Annotated in this window: 17 protein-coding genes; 1 reads left to right on the forward strand and 16 read right to left on the reverse strand. The window is 47.1% G+C overall.

Annotated elements, in window-relative coordinates; genetic code table 11:
• The 16 genes from BO26_RS14040 to tssB form a co-directional block, all read right to left on the reverse strand.
• A partial coding sequence (locus BO26_RS14040) for a contractile injection system protein, VgrG/Pvc8 family (RefSeq protein WP_036772358.1) occupies positions 1-316 on the reverse strand: 316 nt, incomplete at its 3' end.
• Between the two features lie 32 nt (positions 317-348).
• Positions 349-1,695, reverse strand: a complete 1,347-nt coding sequence (locus tag BO26_RS14045; RefSeq protein ID WP_036772359.1) for a VasL domain-containing protein — start codon at positions 1,693-1,695, stop codon at positions 349-351.
• Positions 1,696-1,745: 50 nt separating this feature from the next.
• Complete coding sequence (tssM, locus tag BO26_RS14050; protein WP_036772360.1) at positions 1,746-5,291, reverse strand: type VI secretion system membrane subunit TssM; 3,546 nt, start codon at positions 5,289-5,291, stop codon at positions 1,746-1,748.
• Positions 5,288-6,703, reverse strand: coding sequence for a type VI secretion system protein TssA (gene tssA / locus BO26_RS14055; RefSeq protein ID WP_036772362.1), 1,416 nt, complete (start codon positions 6,701-6,703; stop codon positions 5,288-5,290). Before tssA ends, tssM begins: the two co-directional genes overlap by 4 nt.
• A 5-nt stretch (positions 6,704-6,708) precedes the next feature.
• Positions 6,709-7,356, reverse strand: a complete 648-nt coding sequence (gene vasI, locus BO26_RS14060) for a type VI secretion system-associated protein VasI (RefSeq protein WP_036772363.1) — start codon at positions 7,354-7,356, stop codon at positions 6,709-6,711.
• Positions 7,353-8,153: a Fis family transcriptional regulator gene (locus BO26_RS14065; protein WP_036772365.1), complete on the reverse strand. Its 801-nt coding sequence runs from the start codon at positions 8,151-8,153 to the stop codon at positions 7,353-7,355. The genes vasI and BO26_RS14065 overlap by 4 nt, the downstream gene beginning before the upstream one ends.
• Positions 8,150-10,789 (reverse strand): type VI secretion system ATPase TssH, encoded by a 2,640-nt coding sequence (gene tssH / locus BO26_RS14070; RefSeq protein WP_036772367.1) that lies wholly within the window; start codon positions 10,787-10,789, stop codon positions 8,150-8,152. Before tssH ends, BO26_RS14065 begins: the two co-directional genes overlap by 4 nt.
• Positions 10,790-10,799: 10 nt before the next feature.
• A complete protein-coding gene (icmH, locus tag BO26_RS14075; RefSeq protein ID WP_051690986.1) occupies positions 10,800-11,570 on the reverse strand; it encodes a type IVB secretion system protein IcmH/DotU in 771 nt (256 codons plus the stop codon).
• Positions 11,570-12,922 carry a type VI secretion system baseplate subunit TssK gene (gene tssK / locus BO26_RS14080; protein WP_036772370.1) on the reverse strand — a complete coding sequence of 451 codons (1,353 nt, stop codon included), beginning with the start codon at positions 12,920-12,922 and terminating at the stop codon, positions 11,570-11,572. Before tssK ends, icmH begins: the two co-directional genes overlap by 1 nt.
• Before the next feature lie 2 nt (positions 12,923-12,924).
• Positions 12,925-13,482 carry a type VI secretion system lipoprotein TssJ gene (tssJ, locus tag BO26_RS14085; RefSeq protein ID WP_036772371.1) on the reverse strand — a complete coding sequence of 186 codons (558 nt, stop codon included), beginning with the start codon at positions 13,480-13,482 and terminating at the stop codon, positions 12,925-12,927.
• Complete coding sequence (gene tagH / locus BO26_RS14090; RefSeq protein WP_036772373.1) at positions 13,482-14,768, reverse strand: type VI secretion system-associated FHA domain protein TagH; 1,287 nt, start codon at positions 14,766-14,768, stop codon at positions 13,482-13,484. The genes tssJ and tagH overlap by 1 nt, the downstream gene beginning before the upstream one ends.
• 6 nt (positions 14,769-14,774) lie before the next feature.
• Positions 14,775-15,824, reverse strand: a complete 1,050-nt coding sequence (gene tssG, locus BO26_RS14095) for a type VI secretion system baseplate subunit TssG (protein WP_036772374.1) — start codon at positions 15,822-15,824, stop codon at positions 14,775-14,777.
• The gene (gene tssF, locus BO26_RS14100) at positions 15,788-17,617 is read right to left on the reverse strand and encodes a type VI secretion system baseplate subunit TssF (protein WP_036772375.1); all 1,830 of its coding nucleotides are present in this window, start codon (positions 17,615-17,617) and stop codon (positions 15,788-15,790) included. Before tssF ends, tssG begins: the two co-directional genes overlap by 37 nt.
• A gap of 1 nt (position 17,618) precedes the next feature.
• Complete coding sequence (gene tssE, locus BO26_RS14105; RefSeq protein ID WP_036772376.1) at positions 17,619-18,059, reverse strand: type VI secretion system baseplate subunit TssE; 441 nt, start codon at positions 18,057-18,059, stop codon at positions 17,619-17,621.
• Between the two features lie 6 nt (positions 18,060-18,065).
• Positions 18,066-19,544: a type VI secretion system contractile sheath large subunit gene (gene tssC / locus BO26_RS14110; protein ID WP_036772377.1), complete on the reverse strand. Its 1,479-nt coding sequence runs from the start codon at positions 19,542-19,544 to the stop codon at positions 18,066-18,068.
• A gap of 23 nt (positions 19,545-19,567) precedes the next feature.
• Positions 19,568-20,065, reverse strand: coding sequence for a type VI secretion system contractile sheath small subunit (gene tssB / locus BO26_RS14115; RefSeq protein ID WP_036772378.1), 498 nt, complete (start codon positions 20,063-20,065; stop codon positions 19,568-19,570).
• A gap of 924 nt (positions 20,066-20,989) precedes the next feature.
• Between tssB and BO26_RS14120 the strand changes: the two genes are divergently transcribed.
• Complete coding sequence (locus BO26_RS14120) at positions 20,990-21,508, forward strand: Hcp family type VI secretion system effector (RefSeq protein ID WP_036772379.1); 519 nt, start codon at positions 20,990-20,992, stop codon at positions 21,506-21,508.
• The last annotated feature ends 617 nt before the right edge of the window (positions 21,509-22,125 follow it).

Consider the following 22,125-nt stretch of genomic DNA (forward strand, 5'->3'; position numbering starts at 1 on the left):
CGCGTAATCCGGCCCGCCACAGTGCGGGCTGGAGGGTCAGGGAATAATGACTGCGATGGCGTCCGGTGGTGCTGTGCTCAAACTGAGTGACAATCCCGGTGACCTCACGTTCGGGTAGTCCGTCACGGTAGACGGTCAGGGTGGCGGAGTTATCCAGGACATCTTTAAAATCGATGTCGGGGTTAGCGCTGGAGAGCGTGGCGTCCAGACTGAATGGGGTTGACAGAGCTTCATTCAGTGTAAATTCAACGACGGCAAAAGTTTGCGGGGGGAGGTTACCGACGGTAAGGGTAAAAACCAGTCCTGAATCGGCCATTATTTTCCTCTTGATGTGTTGTCAGGTGGTGTTTATTGGTTTAACGGGTTGATCGGTTGTTTCTGTGTAGTGCGTCCGGCGTCTTTTTGTAACGCGTAGTAACGGCTAAGCAGAGCGTTAAAGCGGTCGTCGGTCTTTTTTATCAGGGCAGGTGAAACAGTCTGCCCTTGTTCTATCGCTGCAGAGAACTGGCGCAACAGCTCTTCCAGCGGCACTTCACGGTTGTGGCTGTTTTGTATCTGATAGATAGCTGTTTTCAGGTAAGAGAGGGTGAAGCTGCCTCGGTTACGTTCCTGTTCAAGGATTTTATCGGCCAGTTGCTGGAGCTGATGTCGGGTCTGATTCCAACTGCCCTGTACCGGCGCGTTCTCCAGTCTTACGGCCTGTAATTGCCGCCAGAGGTCAGTTTCATGTTGTTGTTTGTTGTCCAGTGGCCAGGTTTTCTGCGCTATATCGGTCAGTTGCTCGGCATTTTGCAGCACGACCAGCGGTGAGGTATCTGCTAACCGGGTTAATTGTTGTTCATAGGTTTGCAGGTCGGGCTGATATAGCCAGTTCAATCTCGCACCGTCCTGTGTTCCGGTCAGGGCGGTGAGCTGTTGTTGTAAGGGTTTGTAAAACCCTAGCCAGCTGCCAGTCAGGACAAATATTCCCAGCAATGCACCCAGTCCGAAGCCCTGTAAGGCACTCATTCGGGGTGGAGGCTCAGGAAAACGGACCTGCACTTTAGGCTGATTGCTGTCATAGCTGGCATCATAGTTGGTTTCGGGTTCAGCCGGCTCCGGTTCTGTATTAGCCAGATAGACCAACGGTGGCACCTGTACCGGTTTAGCTGCAGTTTTGGGTATGATGCGGGTATTTTCCAGTTTTTTCGCGGTGTTTTGGAAAAACCACAGCAGGTTTTCGACTTTAGGCAGACGTTTCAGGTCAGACTGTTGGAGCCGGTCAACTATCAGCTGTAAGGCCCGCTCTGCCCGGTAAATCATACGCAGGTCGCGCGTGGTGTAATCGTGCTGGCGCAGGGCGTTGCCGCTGCGGGTGTTAAACCAGTCGAGCATCTCTGTTCGCACCGTCGGCTGTGGTGGCCACAGTTCATCCCATTGGCTGACAATCACGCCAGCGAGTAATTCACAGCCTTCGGTAAAACCAGCCAGACCACTCAGCTGCATTCGGGCCAGAGTGTAGTAAATCGCACTTTGTAAATCGACGCCGTGGGAGCGGAACAGGGTCAAGGCCAGTGATTCAATCAGTTGCCAGTTAACCGCGGGTTGAGAGGGATGGTTAATTTTGTTGATTTCTTCGCGTATCGCGGTAAACGCCGGCAGGTTCATTGGGTTACCGCCGGCACGGATAATTAGGTTTTCAGGATGTTCACTCATGGCAGTTTATCCTTGCCAGCCCCCCGCTGACGCGGGGGCTGGTTTTTTCATTAGTAGAGGGTGTCAGGCAACTTGAACCGGCTGAATAGGCCACCGGCAAACGGGTTGTCAGATTCATCCACGTAGATACGGTAGGTCATATCTCCGCCATCAACGGAGAACAGCACATCAAACGAATCCTGACGCACGTTGGTCAGTTTGCCGCTGTTAATCAGCCGCAGCTGGGCCCACGGGCCGGTGAAGCTGATTGAACGTGGGGATTTGCCGCTGGCATCGGGTATCAGAGTGAGCTGACTTTCCACCCCGGCGCGCATTGAGTTTGGCCAGACCAGATGCACGATGCTGCTGCGACCATGGGCGTAATCGAGCAGCTGACCGTCGAGATTGAGCAGGCTGCGGCGTTTGTTGCCAGTCAGGCTGATAGGCTCAATGGCAAACTGGGTACCGAGGCCATTTTGTGGGGTGAAGAAGGTGTCGCGGATACGGTCAGCCAGTTTCAATTGTGCCAATACATCCGAACGGATGAGTTGTTTGCCATCATCGCTGTAGGTCAGATTATTTTCTACAAACGGTTTGAGGTTCTGCTGATAGAAGGCATCCAGCGTCCCACCCGGACGGAAGAAGCGGTCGAACTCACTAAGCGGGACATCCTGAGTGGCATCTGGGTCGAATGGATAGCGTCCAGCCAGATAGGTCTGATACTGTTTGACTACGCTGTCATGCCATTCGACTTCCAACGAGCGGACAGCTTCCATCATGACTACCCGCCATGCCTGTTCGGCCAGTTCACCGACCCAACGGTTCAGCGGTTCCGGTAGGTTCTTCGCCAACTGTTGCACATCGAAAATTGGGTCGCTGTTGTTCTGTTCAAGCCGCAGCTGGACTGCTTTTAGGGCAGCTTTGCCCGGTACCGGCGCGTTCTGGATAGCCAACAGGTAGCGGTGTAGTGCGGTCAGTTTTTGGTAAACTTCCTGTAGGGTGCTGTTTTTTTCACCGTATTCCATCAATACGGCAGTTTCCGGTGCGAATTCACGGTTGATACGCACCAGTAAGCGGTAGTCCGGCGCATCGCGTAATTGCTGTTGTTCTTTGGCGGGCAGGGTATCGTTAATCACCGGCAGGCGAGTGTTGTCACTGAGGATTTGCAGCGCCCGGCTGATCGGTTGTTCCCCACTAATGACCTGCTCAATGGCACCGATGGCTTGCGGGATATCGGTAAAATCGAGGATATCCAGATTGTTCATGGCGCCGCGCCAGGTAGCAGTGTAATCGCCCAGATATTGTTCGGTGATCTGTCGCTGGATTTCTTTACGGTCAGTTTCGCTGTACTGGACGTTGTGTGACAGGTTTAGCACCCAACTGTCCATCACAGTGAGATCAATCAGTTGATCGTCCTGTTTGACGAAGTAGTTGTTGAGACCATTCATTGTCAGGAACTGTGGGATAATCAGCTGTTTGTCATTATTGGCGATAAAGATACTGTCAAAACTGGGGCCAATCTGGTCGCGCAGGTTGAGCGGTGGTGGCAGAGAATCCTGGGCTTTAAGGCGCAGGTTCTGATAGACCCGCTGGTAAATGGAAAGCTGACTGAGTTCCTTTTGGGCATTGATGAGTGGGAGCTTGTAAGGCGCGAAGCTGCTAATGGCTGCTGGGTCACCGGCTTCCCGTGCGGCCCGCCAGTCGGTGTGATCCAGAGCATAGTCCAGATGGGTCAGCAGTTGTTCCTGCGTCGGGCGCTGACCGTTAAAGGTACGGCTCCAGCGTTCCCGCATATACTGTTCAACCAGCGATTTATTGCGGCCACTGCCATCTTCCAGCATCCGTATGATACGCAGTACTTCCAGTTTTTCTTCACTGCCTTTGGGGGCGTGATTCAGGTCATCTAGCAGGCCGTTCATCAGGGCTGGCAGGAAGCGTTGAGACAGTAGTTGCAGATAAGTGCTTTCGACATATGGACCAACGTCCGAACCCTGATAGAGTCCCATATCAGCGAGCAGCCCTTTATGATGGTAATCGCCGTAGGCGAGGGTGGCTTGCCGGACAGGGTTGAGCAGGGGCAACTGTAAATTGCCGTTACGGTCTTCCCCTTTGGGTGGGGGAACGGATAGGAAGTTTTTAGCCTGCGTCAGGACTTCTTCGCCGGCCCGGTAGTTTTTCTGATAGTAGTAGTGCCAGCCAGTCCACAGGGCCAGTGCTATGACTGAGCCGGCGGTTGAGAAGGTCAGTAGTTTTCGGCGGTTCTGGCTTAACCAGAGGCGGTTCTCTGCGGCCAGATTGGGTTCGGCCAGCAGGACCTCTTCAAACAGCGTTCGGGTGAAATAGGGAGCGGTATCGGCGACCGGCCAGGTTGGAAATGCCTGGGGTCCCAGATGATACTGCACGGCGGCAGACTGGGTGAAGGTGTCATCCATCTGGCCGATTTGTTTCGACGAGGTGAGATAAACACCGCGCAGCCCGGGTTGTGCCGGTCCACCGTTGTAGAGCAGGCCATCCAGCAGCTGTATCAGGTAACTGTGCAATCCCTGTATCTGACGGGTAAAGCTGAATAGCGGACTGCGTTGGCTGATATCCACTTTGTTGAGCATCATATCCGGCATAGCGGCGTTAAGCTGTTGCATCCACTGGTGCCAGAATTGTGCCAGTTCGGTGCGCCAGCCGTCCTCATCTGAGGCGTTCAGGCTGAAGGTGACCCCCAAGATCTGTGCGCGCTGTGGTCTGTCCAATGACTGGAATGCTGCACCAAAGCCGTGTAGCAAATCAAGTTTGGTCAGTACCAGATAGAAGGGAAGATGGTTGTGTAAGGTTAATCGCAGATCTTGCAGGCGCAGGTGGAGCGCAGCGATATACCGTTCACGTTGTTCTTTGTTGTCGGTCAGTAAACGGTGGGTATCTACTGTCAAGATAATACCGTTAAGAGGCTGACGCTGACGGTTTTCAGTCAGCCAGGTAAGCAGGGCGTGCCACAGACGGGTGGGCAGTTGGGGCTTGTTGCTATCCGGCATGGCTGTTTGGTCAATAAGGAAACCGTCCGGGTCGATAATGACCGCTTTTTCTCCTAGCCAACAGCGTAGGTGCAGTGGAAGACCATCTTCCCCTTTCAGAGCGTCTGGCGCGGCAATGTCAGTCAATTTGTAACCTTCCTGGATAAGCGAAGTTTTGCCGCTGTCGGTGTTGCCAATCATTAAGTACCAGGGGCGTTGGTAAAGGTAATCCCAGGTGCCGAGATGGCGTTGTAGCTGCGCTTTCCAGTGGTTGAGGTAGTTGTCCTGACGAGCAATGTCGGTCAGCACCGGATCAACGACTTTCAGTTCCACATCTAGTTTTAATTTTTCCAGTTGCTGTAAGCGACGCCAGATTTTTGTGCCGACAAAACCCAGTACCACTAGGATGATGATAGCGGTTGCCAGCCAGCGGGCAGAGAGATTTTCCAGCGGGTAAGTTTGTTTGAACTGCCAGCTCGGTCCCCACCACCATATCCAGATAAGAGCCAGGCAGGGCAGAAGAGCCAGTATCAGCGAGAATGTGGCTTTGAGTGGTGGCAGACGCGGCATTGCCGGTTTTTTGATATTTTTCAGAAGAAGAGAAAGCCAGTTCATGGGTTAACGCTCCTGTTTGCTGCCGTATCCTTTGGCGGGCAGTGAGTTGAGGCTTTTTCTGCCAGTCCTGCCAACAGGCTGGGTTCCCAATGGGTGAGTAACATGTGTTGTCCTGCCTGCAATAGATGTCGGTAATGTTGTTGCGCCAGTGCGGTCATTCCCGCTTTTTCAAACAATTGTGCTGTGAGCAGTTGACCGTAGAACTGATCTCGGGGTTCAGTCAGTTGTTGCTGATGTTGTTCTGCTGCGTTGAGTGCCGCTTCCAGTCCATGTTGTTGGAAACATTGCCAGATAGCTTCTTGATCCTGAGTGGAGCCACCACTGCTTGTAGTGGTGGCTGGGGGTTGCAGCCAGTTCAGGGTTGTGGCTGAAATAAATGGACTCATATCGGAAAAATATAGGGTCTGTAAAACCGGCAAGCGGTCAAGAAATGCTTTCAGTTCATCACGGATGGCGTTGGCAACGGCGGTATAACCTAGTTTCTCGGCGGCTTGAGCTGCGATAGCATGTCCGTCAAGCCAGTAAGGGGCTAGCGTCAGGCTCTGCTCTATCTGTTGCAGTAAAGACTTATCGGCAGCCGGCAGTTTCGTCAGATAATCTGCAGTACGATCTGCTGAGATGGGCGCCAGTGGAGTTTTGCTTTCGCCGTTAGCTATCGGTGCGGTAGTCAGTGTGTACCAGATTGCATAACGGCGCAGCCGATAGCCCGTAGAGGAGTCAGGCTGGCGTTCGCATAGTAGATCAGCCACAGTCAGCAGCGTCTGTTTCCAGGCTTTTTCACTGGAGCTGTCTACCGCTGTGTCCGGCGCTGGGGGAACGGCAGGTTGTGTTGTGTTTTCTACTGGTTCCGTGGGGGCTGCTACCAGTTTGGGGGTCGGCTTGCGGGCATAGCGGGAACGTAACTGATCGATCTCTTTAGCCAGTGCTGGTTCGTCGGTATGCCAGCATTGTGCCAGATGAGCTAGTGCGCCTTGCGCTTCTTCCCGTTGAGTCTCATCCGCTTGTTCACAGAAGCTGGCCTGAGCAGAGTCAAAACGTTTAATAACCTGTTGTGCCAGACGGCGCTTAAGCAGGGGTTTTTGTGGCCAGGCAATCTGCCAGTAATGTTTGATGTAATCGGCTAGCAGTTCCATTGCTAGTATTAGCTCAGCGGGGTTGCCGCTGTGTTGTAGTGTCCGCAGCAGGTGAACCATCAGCCTGAAATCTTTACTTTTTTCGCTGAATAGTTGCAGCGCCTGGCGCTGGATTTCTTCAATGTTGATCGTGGAATGGGCCAGTGATCCCAGCTTAATCATTTCACCATCAATATATTCCCAGGCCGGTTCGTTCTCATTCAGTTCCTTGTTGGTCAGTTCGTCTGATAGCGGTGTCAGCAGGAGTTCCTGCCAGTCAAATTGTTTCCTGATATCCATTGGGATCACCAACGACAGGCGGAGCGTAAGGGTTTCACCGCCTGTTCCAGTTGAGAAATGTTGAATGTCATCCGGTTTCCGTTGCTGGTTTTGATGGTCAGGGTGTCACCTGTCATCAGTCGTTTGAGTGTTTCAATGCCCGGTAGCCCACGGCTGGATTCCAGCAAGTAACCGTTTTCGCGCAAAAACCAGTCAGCACTGAATTGGGTTACGTCAGTCGAAATCATGACTGTGCCACTGTCTTGTGGCGTCGTCAGGGCGACTTGTATCCGGGTAATGCTATCGATACAACTCAGTACAAGTACCGGTCGTGGAGGTGGAACGCCGAGCGCAGGTGTAGTGAGAATGACGCGGGTCGGTATTCCTTTGGATTGAGTCGTGATAAAACCCGTTGAGTGGTCAGTCCGTTTCATTTCCTGTTCCATGGCTTGTCGCCAGGCCGGGCCAGTTTTTTCTAACGGAATGACGACAGCACTATCCACTTTATCTAATAGACGGTCATAGCAATCCAGCCTGATCAGCGGTGAAGGTTCTGAACGGCATTGCAGTAAGGCCGGTAGCGATGGCCCCGTTGTGGTTTCCTGAGCTGGCTGAATTTCAGGTGTGCCAGTCAGGGATGCGATTAATGAACTGACAAGTAAAAAGAAACTCATAATTTACACCTGTATTTCGCCAGCTTGTAGGTCAGTGTGCGTGGTGCAATGCCTAAGCTTTCTGCAATCCGTTTGGTGTTATCGCCATAGATATGTTGGCGTTGTACCAATACTGCACATTCAAACTCTTCAAGGGCCTGAGGCAAGTTGTCGATTTTGCTGTAATCGTGAGAGATGTTGGCCGATGTTTTGTTTTCTGAGGTGGTGCTCAACGAAGCCAGTAGCTCATCAAGCTGTTTTTCTTTCTGGCGTTGAGCTTGAAAAACTTGACGAATTTGGCGTAGTTGTTCACGCAGTTGTTCCAACTCCTGTAATTTTTTCAGTCGGTGCTGCATGACATGGCAGTAGATGTAAAACATGTTGTTATCGTCAGCAAAACGATGAGCATCTTCGGCGAAAACAGCAATCACACCACATGCTTGTCCGTTGCAGTTGAACAGTGGGATGGCATGTAAGCCACAGCGGTAGGGCAACTCTTCTATAAAGGTGCGAAAGTTCTGATTGTCTATTCGTACTCCTTGATTGAGTGATTCCCATGTTATAGGTGTGCCTTTATACAGAATTTGTACCAGCGGGTGGTTGATATCGCCGATATTGACATCCAGTTGTAGGGCGCTTATCTGGTTTGGTGCTGGTAACCGATAACATTCCAGACGGTTTTCATTCATGTTAAGTAGGGAAACCAGCAAGGCATCAAAACGCTGGCGTTGGTGGTTCACCTGAAGAAAGTGATGAACCAGTTGCTCAATCGAGTCATTTTCCAGTAACGCTAATGCGCTTTTCAGCCGTTGTTTCATTGGAGTTCCTCAACCACCGCGTTGAATTCATGTTCATCAACGGTTAGCTGGATAGCCCGGATCTGTTTCCCTGAGGCCATTTTTTGCAGCAACAGCAGAGATAGCGGTGGTAACAACGCGCCGTCAATGATTGACTCCAGCATTCGTGCACCGTTTTCAGCACGAGTTGCTCGTTGCAGGATTTCTTCAATCACGTCATCACTGATGGTGACTTCAGCATTGAAACGTTGACGCAATAGGTTATCGAGGCGAGTCAGTTTGCCTTGAATGATAGTTTTCAGGGTGTCGTATCCCAGAGGCAGGTAAGGTACGACTTCCATTCGCGCCAATAATGCCGGTTTGAAGAATGCCGCCAGTTCAGGGTAAAGCAGGTCATTCATCTCTTCCGGTTTATCGGCATTATCAACGATAGTTTGATAGCCAAGGTTGGATGTCAGGAAGAAGACGATATTTTTACAGTCAATCACCCGGCCTTCACCGTCAGCCAGTTCTCCTTTGTCGAATGCTTGATAGAACAGGTTGAGTACGTCAGGATGCGCTTTTTCCACTTCATCAAGTAGGACGACGGAATACGGTTTCTGGCGAATGGCTTCGGTGAGTACGCCACCTTCCCCATATCCGACATAGCCCGGCGGTGAACCAATCAGGCGAGAAACTGTGTGTTTTTCCTGAAATTCGGACATGTTGATGGTAGTCAGGTACTGACGGCCACCGAACATTAATTCCGCAAGCTGTAAAACGGTTTCGGTTTTACCAACACCGCTTGGCCCCACTAGCAGGAAGGCCCCCAGTGGACGACCAGGACGACGCAGGTCTGCTCTGGCAGTTAATAAATGTTGATGCAGGCATTTGATAGCAAGTTCCTGCCCTTTGATGCTTTGTCCCAGATGAATTGGCAGTTCAGTGACAATGGATAATTCACTCTGTGACAAACGGTTAAGGGGGACGCCAGTCCATTCGGCGATAACCGCCGCAATTTGGTTTTTATCCACATGAGGGGAAACCAGCGTTTGCTGTTGCTGTAATTGTTCCAACTGTTGATTAAGTTCAGACAGTTTTGTAACCAGTTCTTCCGTCACGATTTCCGCAGGTGCTTCATGCTCTTCGGTTTCATCGGGTGTTTCATTTGTTAACAGTTGACGGCGCAGTTCAATAACTTGTTGAACTAATTGCTGTTGTTGTTGCCAACTGGTTTCCAGTTCAGCCAGTTTTTCTGCCGTTTCCTGTTGTTGTTGTTGAAGCTCCTCTAGCCTGTCAGTATGTTGGTTCAGCCCCATGCGCTGTTCTCTCGTCAGCACATCCGATTCCATTTGCTGCTGGTGGAGCTGATTTTTTAGTGCGGAAATCTGACGCGGAGGTGAAGTCAGATTGATGGCAACGCGTGCACAGGCGGTATCTAATACGTCAATAGCTTTATCTGGTAACTGGCGACCGGAGAGGTAACGGTCACTTAATACTGCTGAGGCTTTCAGTGCTTCGTCATCGATCAATACGCCATGAGATTGTTCATAAATTGCCCGCAGGCCACGCATAATGATAATGGCTTCTTCCGCTGTGGGTTCAGCCACTTTGACCAGTTGAAAACGGCGAGAGAGAGCAGCATCTTTTTCAAAATATTTTTTGTATTCTCCCCAAGTGGTTGCGGCAATAGTTTTCAGTTCACCACGTGCCAGAGCGGGTTTCAGCAAGTTAGAGATATCCAGTCCGCCCTGTTGATTACCCGCACCAATTAGCGTATGAGCTTCATCGATAAATAGAATAATCGGTACAGATGACTGGCTGATTTCACTCATTATGCCTTTGAAACGTTTTTCAAATTCTCCTTTTACCGCCGCACCTGCCTGTAATGCACCCAGATCCAGTGTCATCAATTCACTGTTGCGCAATTTTTCTGGTACTTGATTGTCGATAATGCGCAGAGCCAGTCCTTCAATTAATGCGCTTTTCCCCACGCCCGCTTCACCCACCACAATGGGGTTATTTTTACGTCGGCGGCAAAGAATATCGATCATCAGGTCGATTTCGGCGTCACGGCACAGAACGGGATCGAGTTTTCCCTGACGAGCCTGTTCTGTCATATTTTGGGCAAAACGGGTGAGTAAGCTGTCACTATTGGCTGCGTTTTTGCCTTGTCCGTTTTTATCGTTTTCTACAACGGGTTGTTCCGCTGAACCTGCTGTCCACTGAGTAAAATTCTGGCGCAGTAATTCGCGGTTAATTCCCGATAGCAAACGGGAAGATTGTGGCGTCAGGTAGCGTAATGGGCTGAACAATAGTGTCATCAGCATGACACCGCTGCGTAATTCCTGATGCTGCATCTCGGTTGATGCTAACAGCCAGCTATCCTGTAGCCATTCCACCAACATGGGTGAGAAGCTGGGGTAGGCTTGTACCATTGCCTGATGGTGAGGGACCATCTGATCAAGCTGTTCTTTTAGCAAGTCACTGTCCACTTCGGCTTGGCTGAAGATCGCTCTGACATCACTGAGAGGCGTGTTGATCATCTGCAACAGTAGCTGAGAGACCGTGATCTCAGGTTGCTGCTGACTGACACACTGTGCTGCCGCCGTTTCCAGCGCATGCCGGGTCATCGGATTTAAGCGGTTAACTAATGTGGGTAGATCAATCTGAATCATCGGTTATTTCCTAACTCAGTAAGTTATTTAGCTGTTGTAATATGTTCTGGGTTTGGTTGTGCAGCCGGATAGCATAAAAGCCATAGACCACGGCGAGCAGACCAATACCGCTCCATAAGAGGTGTTTGATAGTTAGACGCTTACCCAAACGGTAGCGGCTGTCACGTTCGTTGGCATTACTGTGCAGAATGGTGGGTGGTGCTTCGCCTCGCAGCGAGTGTAACTGTTGATGTAACCGGCGGAATAAACGTTCAAAATCATCACCTTTCTGCGAACTCACTTTGTAGCGACCACGGTAGCCGAGGCAGAAGCAGAGATAGATAAATTCCAGTAGATGCTGATAGCGTTGAAGTTCACCCATCAAACGCTCTAGTAGCACAAAGACTTTTTCACCACCCCAGGTTTCATTGTGGAATTGCACCAATAGAGATTGTTGCAGCCAGCCGTTTTGACTATTCCAGCCATGACCCAGTGCGGTTTCATCAATGAAAGTACACAGCATGTAGCGGAAAGAGACAATTGCGCCCGGTTCATAACCTTTGGTTTGTAAAAATTGTTCGATTGCCTGGATATCGGTGACGACCTGCTGATAAAGCTGATCCGGTAGCGGTTCATCACCCATGTCTTTTAGACGCATGACCATGCCGAGCAACGGTGTTGCGGCATCAATCATCGGGTTCAGGCTTTCTCCGCGCAACGGTAACTGATACTGACGGTGCAAAGTCGTATCAGTTTCTGCTTGCATCAAAATGGCGTTGTCGTTGATAGCTTCGTTCTTCATTAGTCACTCCCATTTCTGACTGCCCAGAATTGCAGGTCTAATCCGGGGAAATCTCCTGAAACATGGAAGGCAATGGAGGTACCTTTGAGAATGTCTTGCCATGCTGCACCTTGCTGATCAAAACGGAAATAGGTGTAACCGGCGTGATAAGGCAACTGACGAGGAGCGGCGGGAAGCGGAATCAGTCCTACGCCAGGCAACTGAACGCTGACCATTTCGCGGATTCTTTCCTGAGACGCGATTTTGGTCTGCTTAACAAACTGACGGAGTAATTGTTCCTGTGGAACTTCGGCGCGGATGGCCAGAATGAAATCCGCTTTGGTCAATACATCGCGATCATGGATATTTGCCACCAGAATGCCATTTGACTGAGTTTGTAGTTTAATCGGGATCGCTCGTGGGGTCAGGACAACACCCATTGCTTCGCGGATGGAATGCATGACTTGATGGAATGTATCAGTCAGGCTGTCGTGATTATATTCCGGTATATCGCCCACTTGACGGGATGCATGAGTGAAGGTTCTCAGTTCACCGCAGGTTTGGATCAGCTGGGTGAAAAAGTGTTCGGGATGCAGAATGGTTTGTCTGGCGTAGTGGGTAAACCACGGCTGAATCCGGTTAACTAGCTGGAGCATCATAAATTCCGCAACATCCGCTACTCCTTGCTGACCGGGAGAACCAATCCGGTTAGAGAGTGATCTGGCTCGTTCTATCAGTGCTCTATCTACTTCATCCATATAATTTTTGAGTTTGTTGGAGACATTAATAGATGTACAGGTTGGCACGAAATCTTCATTTAATATGATGGTTCCCGTTGGACGCTTCTCTATTATCTGGCATAGCGGGAGTACGGTAAAAGCGCTGAGATCTTCTGAACCCTGTTTCAAAACCGGTGTTAGTTGTGCCAGTATGACCTGACTGACATCTCCACCCTCCGTGTGCAAATCACGGATATCATTCACATGTTCGCGGTAGCGCATAGCACCAGCGCTATTGGATTCTGGATGGGAGATTTCATTGAGGGTATCGTTGGTTATTGGCAGTGCCAGATAGATATCTTTGCTATTGTTTTCGTGAAGATCTATGACATCAAGGGGCTGAGGAGTGACATCCTGATACGGAACGGAGAACACGGTACCATCTGGCATGATCCCACTGGCTTCGATGATACCGATGCGTCCCAACGCGAGGAGATCTTTGTCAATAATCAGAGAACTGAAGCCGTAACCATAACTGGTGAGGGACGTCAGGCGGCTGTGTGCCAGATAGTCATTATGTTTTTGTTGTTGTTGAAAGTGTTGTGGCTTGATGAATAATCCTTCGCGCCAAATCACCCGATTTTTGCCTGGCATAGTTATTGCTCCTCTTTTCTAAGTTCAACTTCGTTCGCTCTGATGTGCACGAGAATGTGGTATTGCTGTCCCGTGTCTTTCACACGGATAACTTTTTTCCATTCGGATTGATTGATATCGGCATAGCGAACGATAACGCCAATGTAACGGCTCTTTTTTTCCAGCGGGATGACGGGTAGTGGTTTGTATTGCCCCGGCAATAAGGTGTAATCCTGATGGTCGATGTAATTTTTCCCCAACGCTTTATCCAGTTCGTCACTTTTAAGCTGGTCATAATCCGCAGCAAGCAAACGAGAATCTTCACTGAGATAAATCAGGTGTATTTCAACCGGAGTGGCTTCTCCATTTTTATTGGGGTTGATATCAGGCTCTGCTAGTAAAGTGATCGCTGCGGTGGAAGGTAAATCCGCAGGTTGACCGACAGGCGTTGATGGGTCCCAGACAACCTGTGCGACTTTCTTCGTTGCCTGCCATGTACTGCTGCAACCGCTTAACATCAGCGCTGCCAGCAGTACAAGCCATATGCCGGACCATGAGGTATTACCACCGGAGCGCTTCATTACTGGGTATCCTCTAAACCTTGGCGTAGAGCGCGGTCATAAGCTTGTTCATAAACTTCACCAAACAGCTTTTCGAATCCCTGTTGACGGCTGGAAGCCAATTCGCGGTAGTAACTGGAGTACATTTCCCATGCCCAGGCGGCATCTTTTTCTTGGGTCTCATTACTGCGACGGTATTGGGCAAAACGGTTCAGTAGGTGTTCTGGTGAGAAAGCATCCAGCATCGTGTTCAATGCGGCAGTGATCGCAATCCGGTTAGCCTGATAGTGCAATTGCAGGTTATGTAGGCTTTCAGCGACGGCTGATGGTGCAGAAAGATGTACCGGGCTTTTCTGATCAGCGAACATCACTTGCATGGTGGTGTTGTAATCCATATTTAGCCGTAGCGGGTTATCTTCGATGGGACGCAGTTGTTTATCACGCAGACCATGCTGTGCATGCTGTAGTGCCAGTAAACCTTCAATTGCCGCTTTCATGGTTTTACCCATTTCTTCCAGAAAGTCGTTGGCCTGCTGGCTGTTATGCAAAGGTAATTGTGTGTTCAATCCTCGCATCAGCGGTGTGATAGCAATATGCTGTTGCTCCATGTCCTGATATTGTTCACTTGAAGGTGAAGAGATACTCGGTAAATCAACAAAATCCCGATCCATAGCATTGCCTCTGTTATCTGAGAGGGGAGAGAAAAATAATGGTGCGCGGTAACGGCCTTGTTGCAGGCTTTGGTCTACTTCGTTACTTATTGGTGTCTGACTCAGTGTGGTCAGATTTTCACTATCGAGAACCTTAAGTGGGTCGTGGTTTAAATCGTGGTTTATTGTTGGTGCCAGAGAATTACGTTCTGTAAAAGCGTTATCCTGGACGGGAGTTTTTTCCATCATAGCGTCCAATGGATTGCTATAGCTGGAGACCAGTGATTCTGGTGACACCATCATTGGATCAATCCGATCTGCGTCGGAAAAACTGATATGGCTTTTAATCACCAGCTTACCGACGGTAATTTCATCCGCTTGTTGCAGTCGGATTAGGCCGGCATTGGAGGTTAGAGGTGATTTATTCACAAACAGAGGGCCAGCGATCATTTGCAGGCAGAATGCGCCATCACGCCACTGAATAGTAAATTGTGACGGATTGATATTGCCCTGCTGATCCTGAACTGACCACAGGTGGCTTTCGCTGCTCCCGACAGTGCCGCCTTGAATGGAGAACAAGCAACTGGCAGATTTACCGCTTTCCAGTTGATCGCTGTTGAGCACTCGTAATGAAAGGGTTGGTTGTTGTTTTTCCATAATTCTTTATCTGCCAACTGAAATTGTGATAAAGGGTTTCTTTTCCGGCTTGCCGAGAAAACTGGTCCACCCTAGGTTATTGTTTTGTTTCGTGCCAAGTACCATGCCGTCAGCTTGGTTTTCGGCCAGTCCAAGGCGTAGATCCCAGGCCAATTGATCGCGTAGGACAAAACAGATAAACATCACCAGTGGTAGAAAATTCTTGCCATCTGGGAGAAATGATAGAAAGTGTTCACGAGAGAGGTTATTGATGCATAATAGGAATTTACCGTTGCAACCCTTCACCCATGAACCGAGACAAAAGTTTCCCCCCAGCACTGACTGTTGAATTTTTTTCTGACCATTTATTTTCAGTATTCCACCCAAGCGGTTTTGTTGTGATGGAACGATAGCGACTTTCCTGATTTGCCAGCTATGTACCGTGACATCCGATAGATCAAAGCAGTGTGAGACTAGGCTGGATATCACTTCTGGCGATCGACCAGGGCTGGCTAACAGACCGGCATAGGCTAACATTTTGCTGTGATTAATCTGCAAGTGAGCGCGGTTCACATCACTACCAAGCCCTACCAGCGCAAACATACGTTGAGAAAAATCATCCAGTCCGTTCTTGTCAAAACAGATGTAATAGCGATATTTCCGCCAGATTTGATGAAGCATGACGATTGAACGGTGGTTGAAAATATTCAAAAAGTCAGTCAGTCGGTTTTCGTCCTGAGCTTCTTCCCATGCCAACGAATCAAGGTAGTAGCCAGGCATAGGAGACTGGCTGCCGTGTAATCCAAGAAAGGAGACTTTCACCTGAAAACGGCCTTGCTCGGTACGGTTCACAGAGACAACGTCTCTGGTTGGAAAAGCCAGACTTGCACTGGACTTGAAACGGATTGATTCTCGGTCAGGGCGATTGGTTTGACCTGTTTTTTCCCACGCTACCGCCAATTGGTTGAGTAACTCAACCAATTGGTAAAAGTTATATTTTGATAAATCTGGCGCCAGATTATCTGGTGAGTTTTTATCCATTACATCAACGCGTGTTGACCTATCTGTTCCGGCCATTGATAGCATTCCTGATTATCTAAATTGATCACCTTCAATATGTGGAAGGAGTTGATGCTGGCATATAATGCAAAGAAGCGTGACAGTATGGTACTGAACAGATAGAGCTCACCTTCAGAGCTGAAAGCTTGTTGCCGGATATACAATGTTGATTCTAGTCCACGCACTGGAAGCCCTTTTAACAGGCGGTCTATTGGTTGAGTTTCAATCCGTTCAATCGCGTCTAGCCGTTTTTGTGATGACCGTGATGATTGTCGATTATGTCTGCTGGGGAGATCATAGGTCCTTAGTACCTGCTTTAGTGCATCTTTATCCAGCAATGTCATATAATTCAGCGACATATTGGAAAGGAGGGACCAGTGAAACTTGCCGCTCATTAATGGATAAAGTGGAACTGATGGCCGGGTTATGTTGCGGAATGTTGCAAATGATGGACTGCCCAGTGACGGGAAATTAATGTCACCCACCCGTAGTTGCAGTGGCAGCTCACGGTTGGTACAGGTCAGTCTGACAGAGACATTTTCATTATTTAACAGAAGCTGGGACTCATCGCCACGGACAAAAGAGATATAGTGTTCAAGCCCTTTGCGGAAAGGGGATTCTTTGAGCCTGATACGGAAATAACGGGTATTGAGTTCACTTTCATGTTCGATTTGATGATGAAAACTTTCAAAGGGTACATAGCTCCGTTCACTACCTTTGGTGCGGTTGGGTGTGCCATCAGCATTGAGTAGCCAACTTTCCACTTTATCAACGGAGAAAATATCGTAACGATCAGGATGACTATAGCTAGCCCTCAATGGGTATTCAGCTTGGCTGTTATCTAATCGAATCGCTTCGCTATCCATTGGGAACAGATTGATTGCGGGAACACAATGCAGTCGAAAAGTATCTTGGCGGATTTTAATTTCTGGCGGGAGTGCCTCCGAGAAATAGAGATTCAGCGTGAAATCGCTAGCTTTAAGATCTGCGGGTAATTTAGGGAAACCGGTGACATCAAAAAACAGGAAACCTTCAGAAAAGCAGAAATACTCCTGCAAGATGCGATAACCCATGTAGGCGTTTTTGGGGTAAGGCAGCAGGGCATCTTCCCGATTAAAACCAACTGGAACGAAATCAAAATCTGGCAATGGAATGGTGATATCGCCTACGACGAGCTTTGCGTCTTCAAGGTAGTAACTGAGCCAGAAATAGAGTTGTGTACTGCTGTAGTTATCACCGCTCAGATAAAAACGTAACTTATCAAGTTGTAATTCCTGTAAGTTGAGTGCTGTCTTTGAGGTAAAATTCAAACCGATGACACCTTGTTCATTACTGTTATTGACAGAAATGTCTTGGATTGACACCGGGAACAGCCAGACATCACGGCATAAAGTAAAAGTACAGCGGTTGTCTATCTCTGTTTTTTTCGGATCGGTGTTATTTGAGTAAATATCATCGTCATCATCTGCCAGCGGATGGCTCTTGATTTGAACTCCGCGTTTAACTTGTGTGGCTTTTGTGACGACACTTTCATCGGGTGTGTACTGGATAATTGTCATGCTGGGTGTTGGCCGTAGATAATTTGGCCATAGCATGTGCAGTAATCCGTGGGTCAGCTCAGGGAACTGATCATCAATTTTTGCTCGTAAGTTACCGGCAAGAAATGCAAATCCTTCCAGCAGGCGCTCAACATCCGGGTCAGAGCCTTGTTCAGACAAAAATGAAGCGAGATGAGGATGCTCAACTGCGGCTTCCCGCCCCAGTTGCCTTAGGTAATCCAATTCTTCTCTGAAGTATTTTTCAAGTGACATTTTATTGAGTCCGCTCCAGGCAATAGCGCCGGTTGTTATCCAATTGAATGTTAAATTCAACGACGTCATGAATATCATCCAGGGATACCTGGGCACTGATGTGAAAACTCAACAGCAATGGGTCACTGTCATCATGGATTGCGCTGACAGAAACTGACGATATTCTTGGTTCATAATTTATGATGCAGTGCTCTATTGCCTGCTCAATACTCTGTTTAAAGTCAGTTGCAGTGGTTGTGGCATCATTGAGATCAATAACGCCGAGATCAACCGCACTCTGACAAGCACCCGGATGGGTATTGAGAACATTATTCAGGTGCCGTCTTATGGAGTTGAGCAGCTCACGCATTCTTGACTGACGGGAAGAACCGGAGTTCTTCCCCTGAATACGCTCAAACAAGCTGGCAGAGCCCTCTCTATTCCAACTGTACAGCGCAGCCATGACTGATTATTCCTTATCCAAACGTCCTACCAGTGACAATTCAAAGCTGGCACCCATGTATTTGAAATGAGGGCGAACTTGCATTGCCACCTGATACCAACCTGGATCTCCTTCTACATCCAAAACCTGAATTTGGGCAGAACGTAGAGGACGACGGCTACGGACATCTGTTGGTGGGTTTTCTTGATCGGCGATGTACTGTTTCAGCCATGTATTTAGTTCACGTTCCAGATCCTGACGCTCCTTCCAGGAACCAATTTGCTCGCGCTGCAATACTTTGATGTAGTGTGCAAGGCGGTTGATAATGAACATATATGGTAGTTGAGTACCCAATTTATAGTTGGTTTCAGCCATTTTCCCTTCGCGGGTATTAGGGAACACTTTTGGCTTCTGAACTGAGTTGGCAGAGAAGAAGGCCGCATTGTCACTACCCTTACGCATCGTCAGGGTGATAAAACCTTCTTCCGCCAATTCGAATTCACGGCGATCAGTAATTAAAACTTCTGTTGGGATCTTGGCCTGGATTTGCCCCATTGCTTCGAACAGGTGAACCGGTAGATCGCTGACAGTACCACCGCTTTGTGGGCCGATAATGTTCGGACACCAGCGATATTTGGCGAAGCTGTCAGTCAGGCAGGTTGCCAGTAGATAAGCGGTATTGCCCCACAGGAAATGCTCGTGATCTTTGCTGACATCTTCTTGGTAGTTAAAGTTTTTAATTGGGTTTTCGATTGTTGAATATGGCAGACGTAACAGGAAGCGCGGTGTTGTCAGTCCGAGATAACGTGAATCTTCAGATTCGCGCAGTGCACGCCATTTGGTGTGTGCTGGGCCTTCGAAAACGGATTTCAGATCTTTGATCGCGGGTAGTTCTGTAAAGCTGCTGATGCCAAAGAAATCAGGTGCAACGGAAGAGAGGAATGGCGCGTGAGCCATTGCGCCAACCGCACTGACGTATTGCATCAGTTTGATATCAGGTGAACTATTACCAAAGGCGTAGTTACCGATGACTGCGGCAACTGGCTCACCACCAAACTGACCATAACCTGTTGAGTAAACATGTTTATATAAGCCTGATTGGATGATTTCTGGAGAGAACTCAAAATCTTCCAGTAATTCTTCTTTGGTGGCATGGATGATATTGATCTTAATGTTTTCACGGAAATCCGTACGATCAACCAATAACTTCAGTGAACGCCATGATGATTCCAGTTCTTGGAATTCTTTGGCGTGCATGATTTCATCTACCTGAGTGCTGAGCGTTTTATCAAGCTCCACAATCATTCTGTCAACTACAAGCTTGTTGATAGGTTCTTCGTTAGTGCCTGTATCCAAAATGCTGCTGATAAAAGCGGCAACACCTTGTTTTGCAATATGGTAGCCGTCATTTTCTGGCGTCATTCTTGCTTGAGACATGATTTCGTCAAGCAAAGAGGTGGCGGCCCCTGGGGCTAATGTTGTACTGCTCTCTTCATGCAAGGACATGTTAAAAACTCCTTTTTAGCCAATTACTTTTGGTTGACGATTTCAAGTTCTTTTAGAAGTTGTTCCCGAACCTTTTCATCACCCAGTAATTCCTGTAAACGGGTGCGGAATGCCGGAATATTGCCCAGTGGCCCTTTTAAGGCGACAAGAGCTTCACGCAGTTCTAAAAGCTTATTTAATTCAGGAACTTTCTTCGCCACGTTATCGGGTGAGAAATCATTCAATGATTTTATTTCTAAGTTAACTGGCAGGTCATCCCCACTATTATCATTGAGACGGTTAGGGACACTGAATGTTAAGTTGATATTTGCTTCATTCATCACGGCATTAAAGTTATTTTTGTGTACAGAAACAGCTTGCCGCTCTTCAATTGGCGTGTCTTCTTTTGTTCCTTTCAGATCACCGACAATAAGTAGATTAAGTGGTAATTCAATTTCGGCGACTTGATCGCCAGTATTCGGAACATACTTGATATTAATCCTTTCCTTTGGCGCTACACTACCTGGGCTATTTTTACTCATATTAAAATCCTTCGGGTAATACAATTAGGCAATTAGGAATTGTTTGATAACAATATTGATGAGAGAGTTGCCCCTGATACCTACCTATATGTTGCAGAGAACATAAAATTCCACCCGGATAAAATAACGGGGGATTCACTGCATTGAATTGGATAGTAAGTCGACTTTTATTAGCATATAGATAAAGACGAATTCAGAATATTCTTACTCATCGAGCAATAGCATCAATATAGACCGCTCTGCAAAGCAGAGTTTCGCATTTTGTTTTTTTATTGTAAAGCTAAAACATATGTAGATATACCTCTCTATTCAGACCTTTGATAATTTTATTAGATTTGGCAATAATTTACGATTTGGTGTTTTTTTTTGATCATTTATAAATCCCACTATATAGGTAAGGGACGTATCTATTTCTTTGTATTTATGGAAATTTAATGATTTTTTGTTTCATTGTGTAACAAAGTGTTTCTAAGTGTATCTTCATTTACATTTTGGAGTTAATTTCGCATTGTAAATATTATCTCCGTTATTAACTGAGTGATAAAGTTGAATTTTTTGATCTACTTATCATTTTCTAATTGACCAAAAAATATTTTTAGTTTTATTTGTTAAAGTCATTATATTTCATATAGATATGTGAATTTCCTGCCGAGTGCAATTGTTTCTTTTAGTTAATTATTCTTAATATTTTGTTTTTTTGAATTTTTGTGTTGTATTGGTGTTAATTTTAATATTTTTATTTGATTGTGACAGGTGCACTATTTTGCAATTTAGATTTTATTTTGAAATGAGCTGATTGGTATTTATTATTCATTTCAGTGTTCAATGTATTTATAAGTGATTTTTTCCAAGATGAAATAATCACTACTGAAAGTAATATGAACACTACGTTAATTTTGACACAATCTCTTAAAGGATATTTTCATGCCAACTCCATGTTATATTTCCATCGATGGAAAAACCCAGGGTAATATTACGGCTGGTTCATTCACTGCTGAATCAGTGGGTAATATTTTCGTTCAGGGGCACGAGGATGAAATGCTGGTTCAGGAATTTGATCACGTAGTTACTGTACCTACTGACCCTCAATCTGGTCAGCCTTCGGGTCAGCGTGCTCATAAACCATTCCGCTTTACCGTTGCATTAAATAAATCTGTTCCATTGCTTTATAATGCATTGGCTTCTGGTGAAATGCTGACAAAAGTGGAATTGAAATGGTATCGCACTTCTGTTGAAGGTAAACAAGAGCATTTCTTCACGACTCAGTTGGAAGATGCCACTATTATCGACATTGATTGCAAAATGCCACATTGTCAGGACCCAACAAAATCTGAATTTACTCAATTAGTTCGTGTTTCTCTGTCTTATCGTAAGATTACTTGGGAACATACAACTGCGGGTACTTCTGGTGCAGATGACTGGCGCGCACCTATTGTTGCCTGATAGGTAATATAATTATTCAGCCGATGGAGTGTTTCTCCATTGGCTGAAAATCTTAATTTTTATTTATTGAAATTGAAGATTGTTAATAACCTTCTTCAATTTTTTTTCAGCTTATTTTTTTATTTTCTTCTTTTTATTTTCTATTTTTTTACATGTTTATTTAACGGTATTATTTAACTATATTATTTAATGTTTTCGCTAATATTTAGTTATGTTTTATTCTCTCAACTGCTTTTTTGTTCTTTATTTAACTATTTTTCTTTATCGTAGTAGGTGTTAATGTTTTTCAGTGTTTGTTCCACACAGACAATGTGATGGGCAACACTCATCAAAATTTTCATATTTCAGTTGTTACTCAATGTCTTGTTTTTTGATTGTACGACCTTTGGTTACTTATGATTAGTAAGAATTACTTATGATTATTAAGGGATGGATAACATCATTTTTGTGAACGTCATATTTTGCCCTGGCAGGGCTTTCCACTTATCCTGAATTGTTACTAATATGACGGGGTTGGTTTTTGCGAGATTCAGAATTCTGCCATCTTTACCGCTAATAAGGCTATAATGATGCCTTACCATTTGTCTCATCTACTGAGATGGGTTTTTAGTTGTCAG

Origin of the sequence: Photorhabdus australis DSM 17609 (genome assembly GCF_000711895.1) — a bacterium.
GTDB classification, from domain to species: domain Bacteria; phylum Pseudomonadota; class Gammaproteobacteria; order Enterobacterales; family Enterobacteriaceae; genus Photorhabdus; species Photorhabdus australis.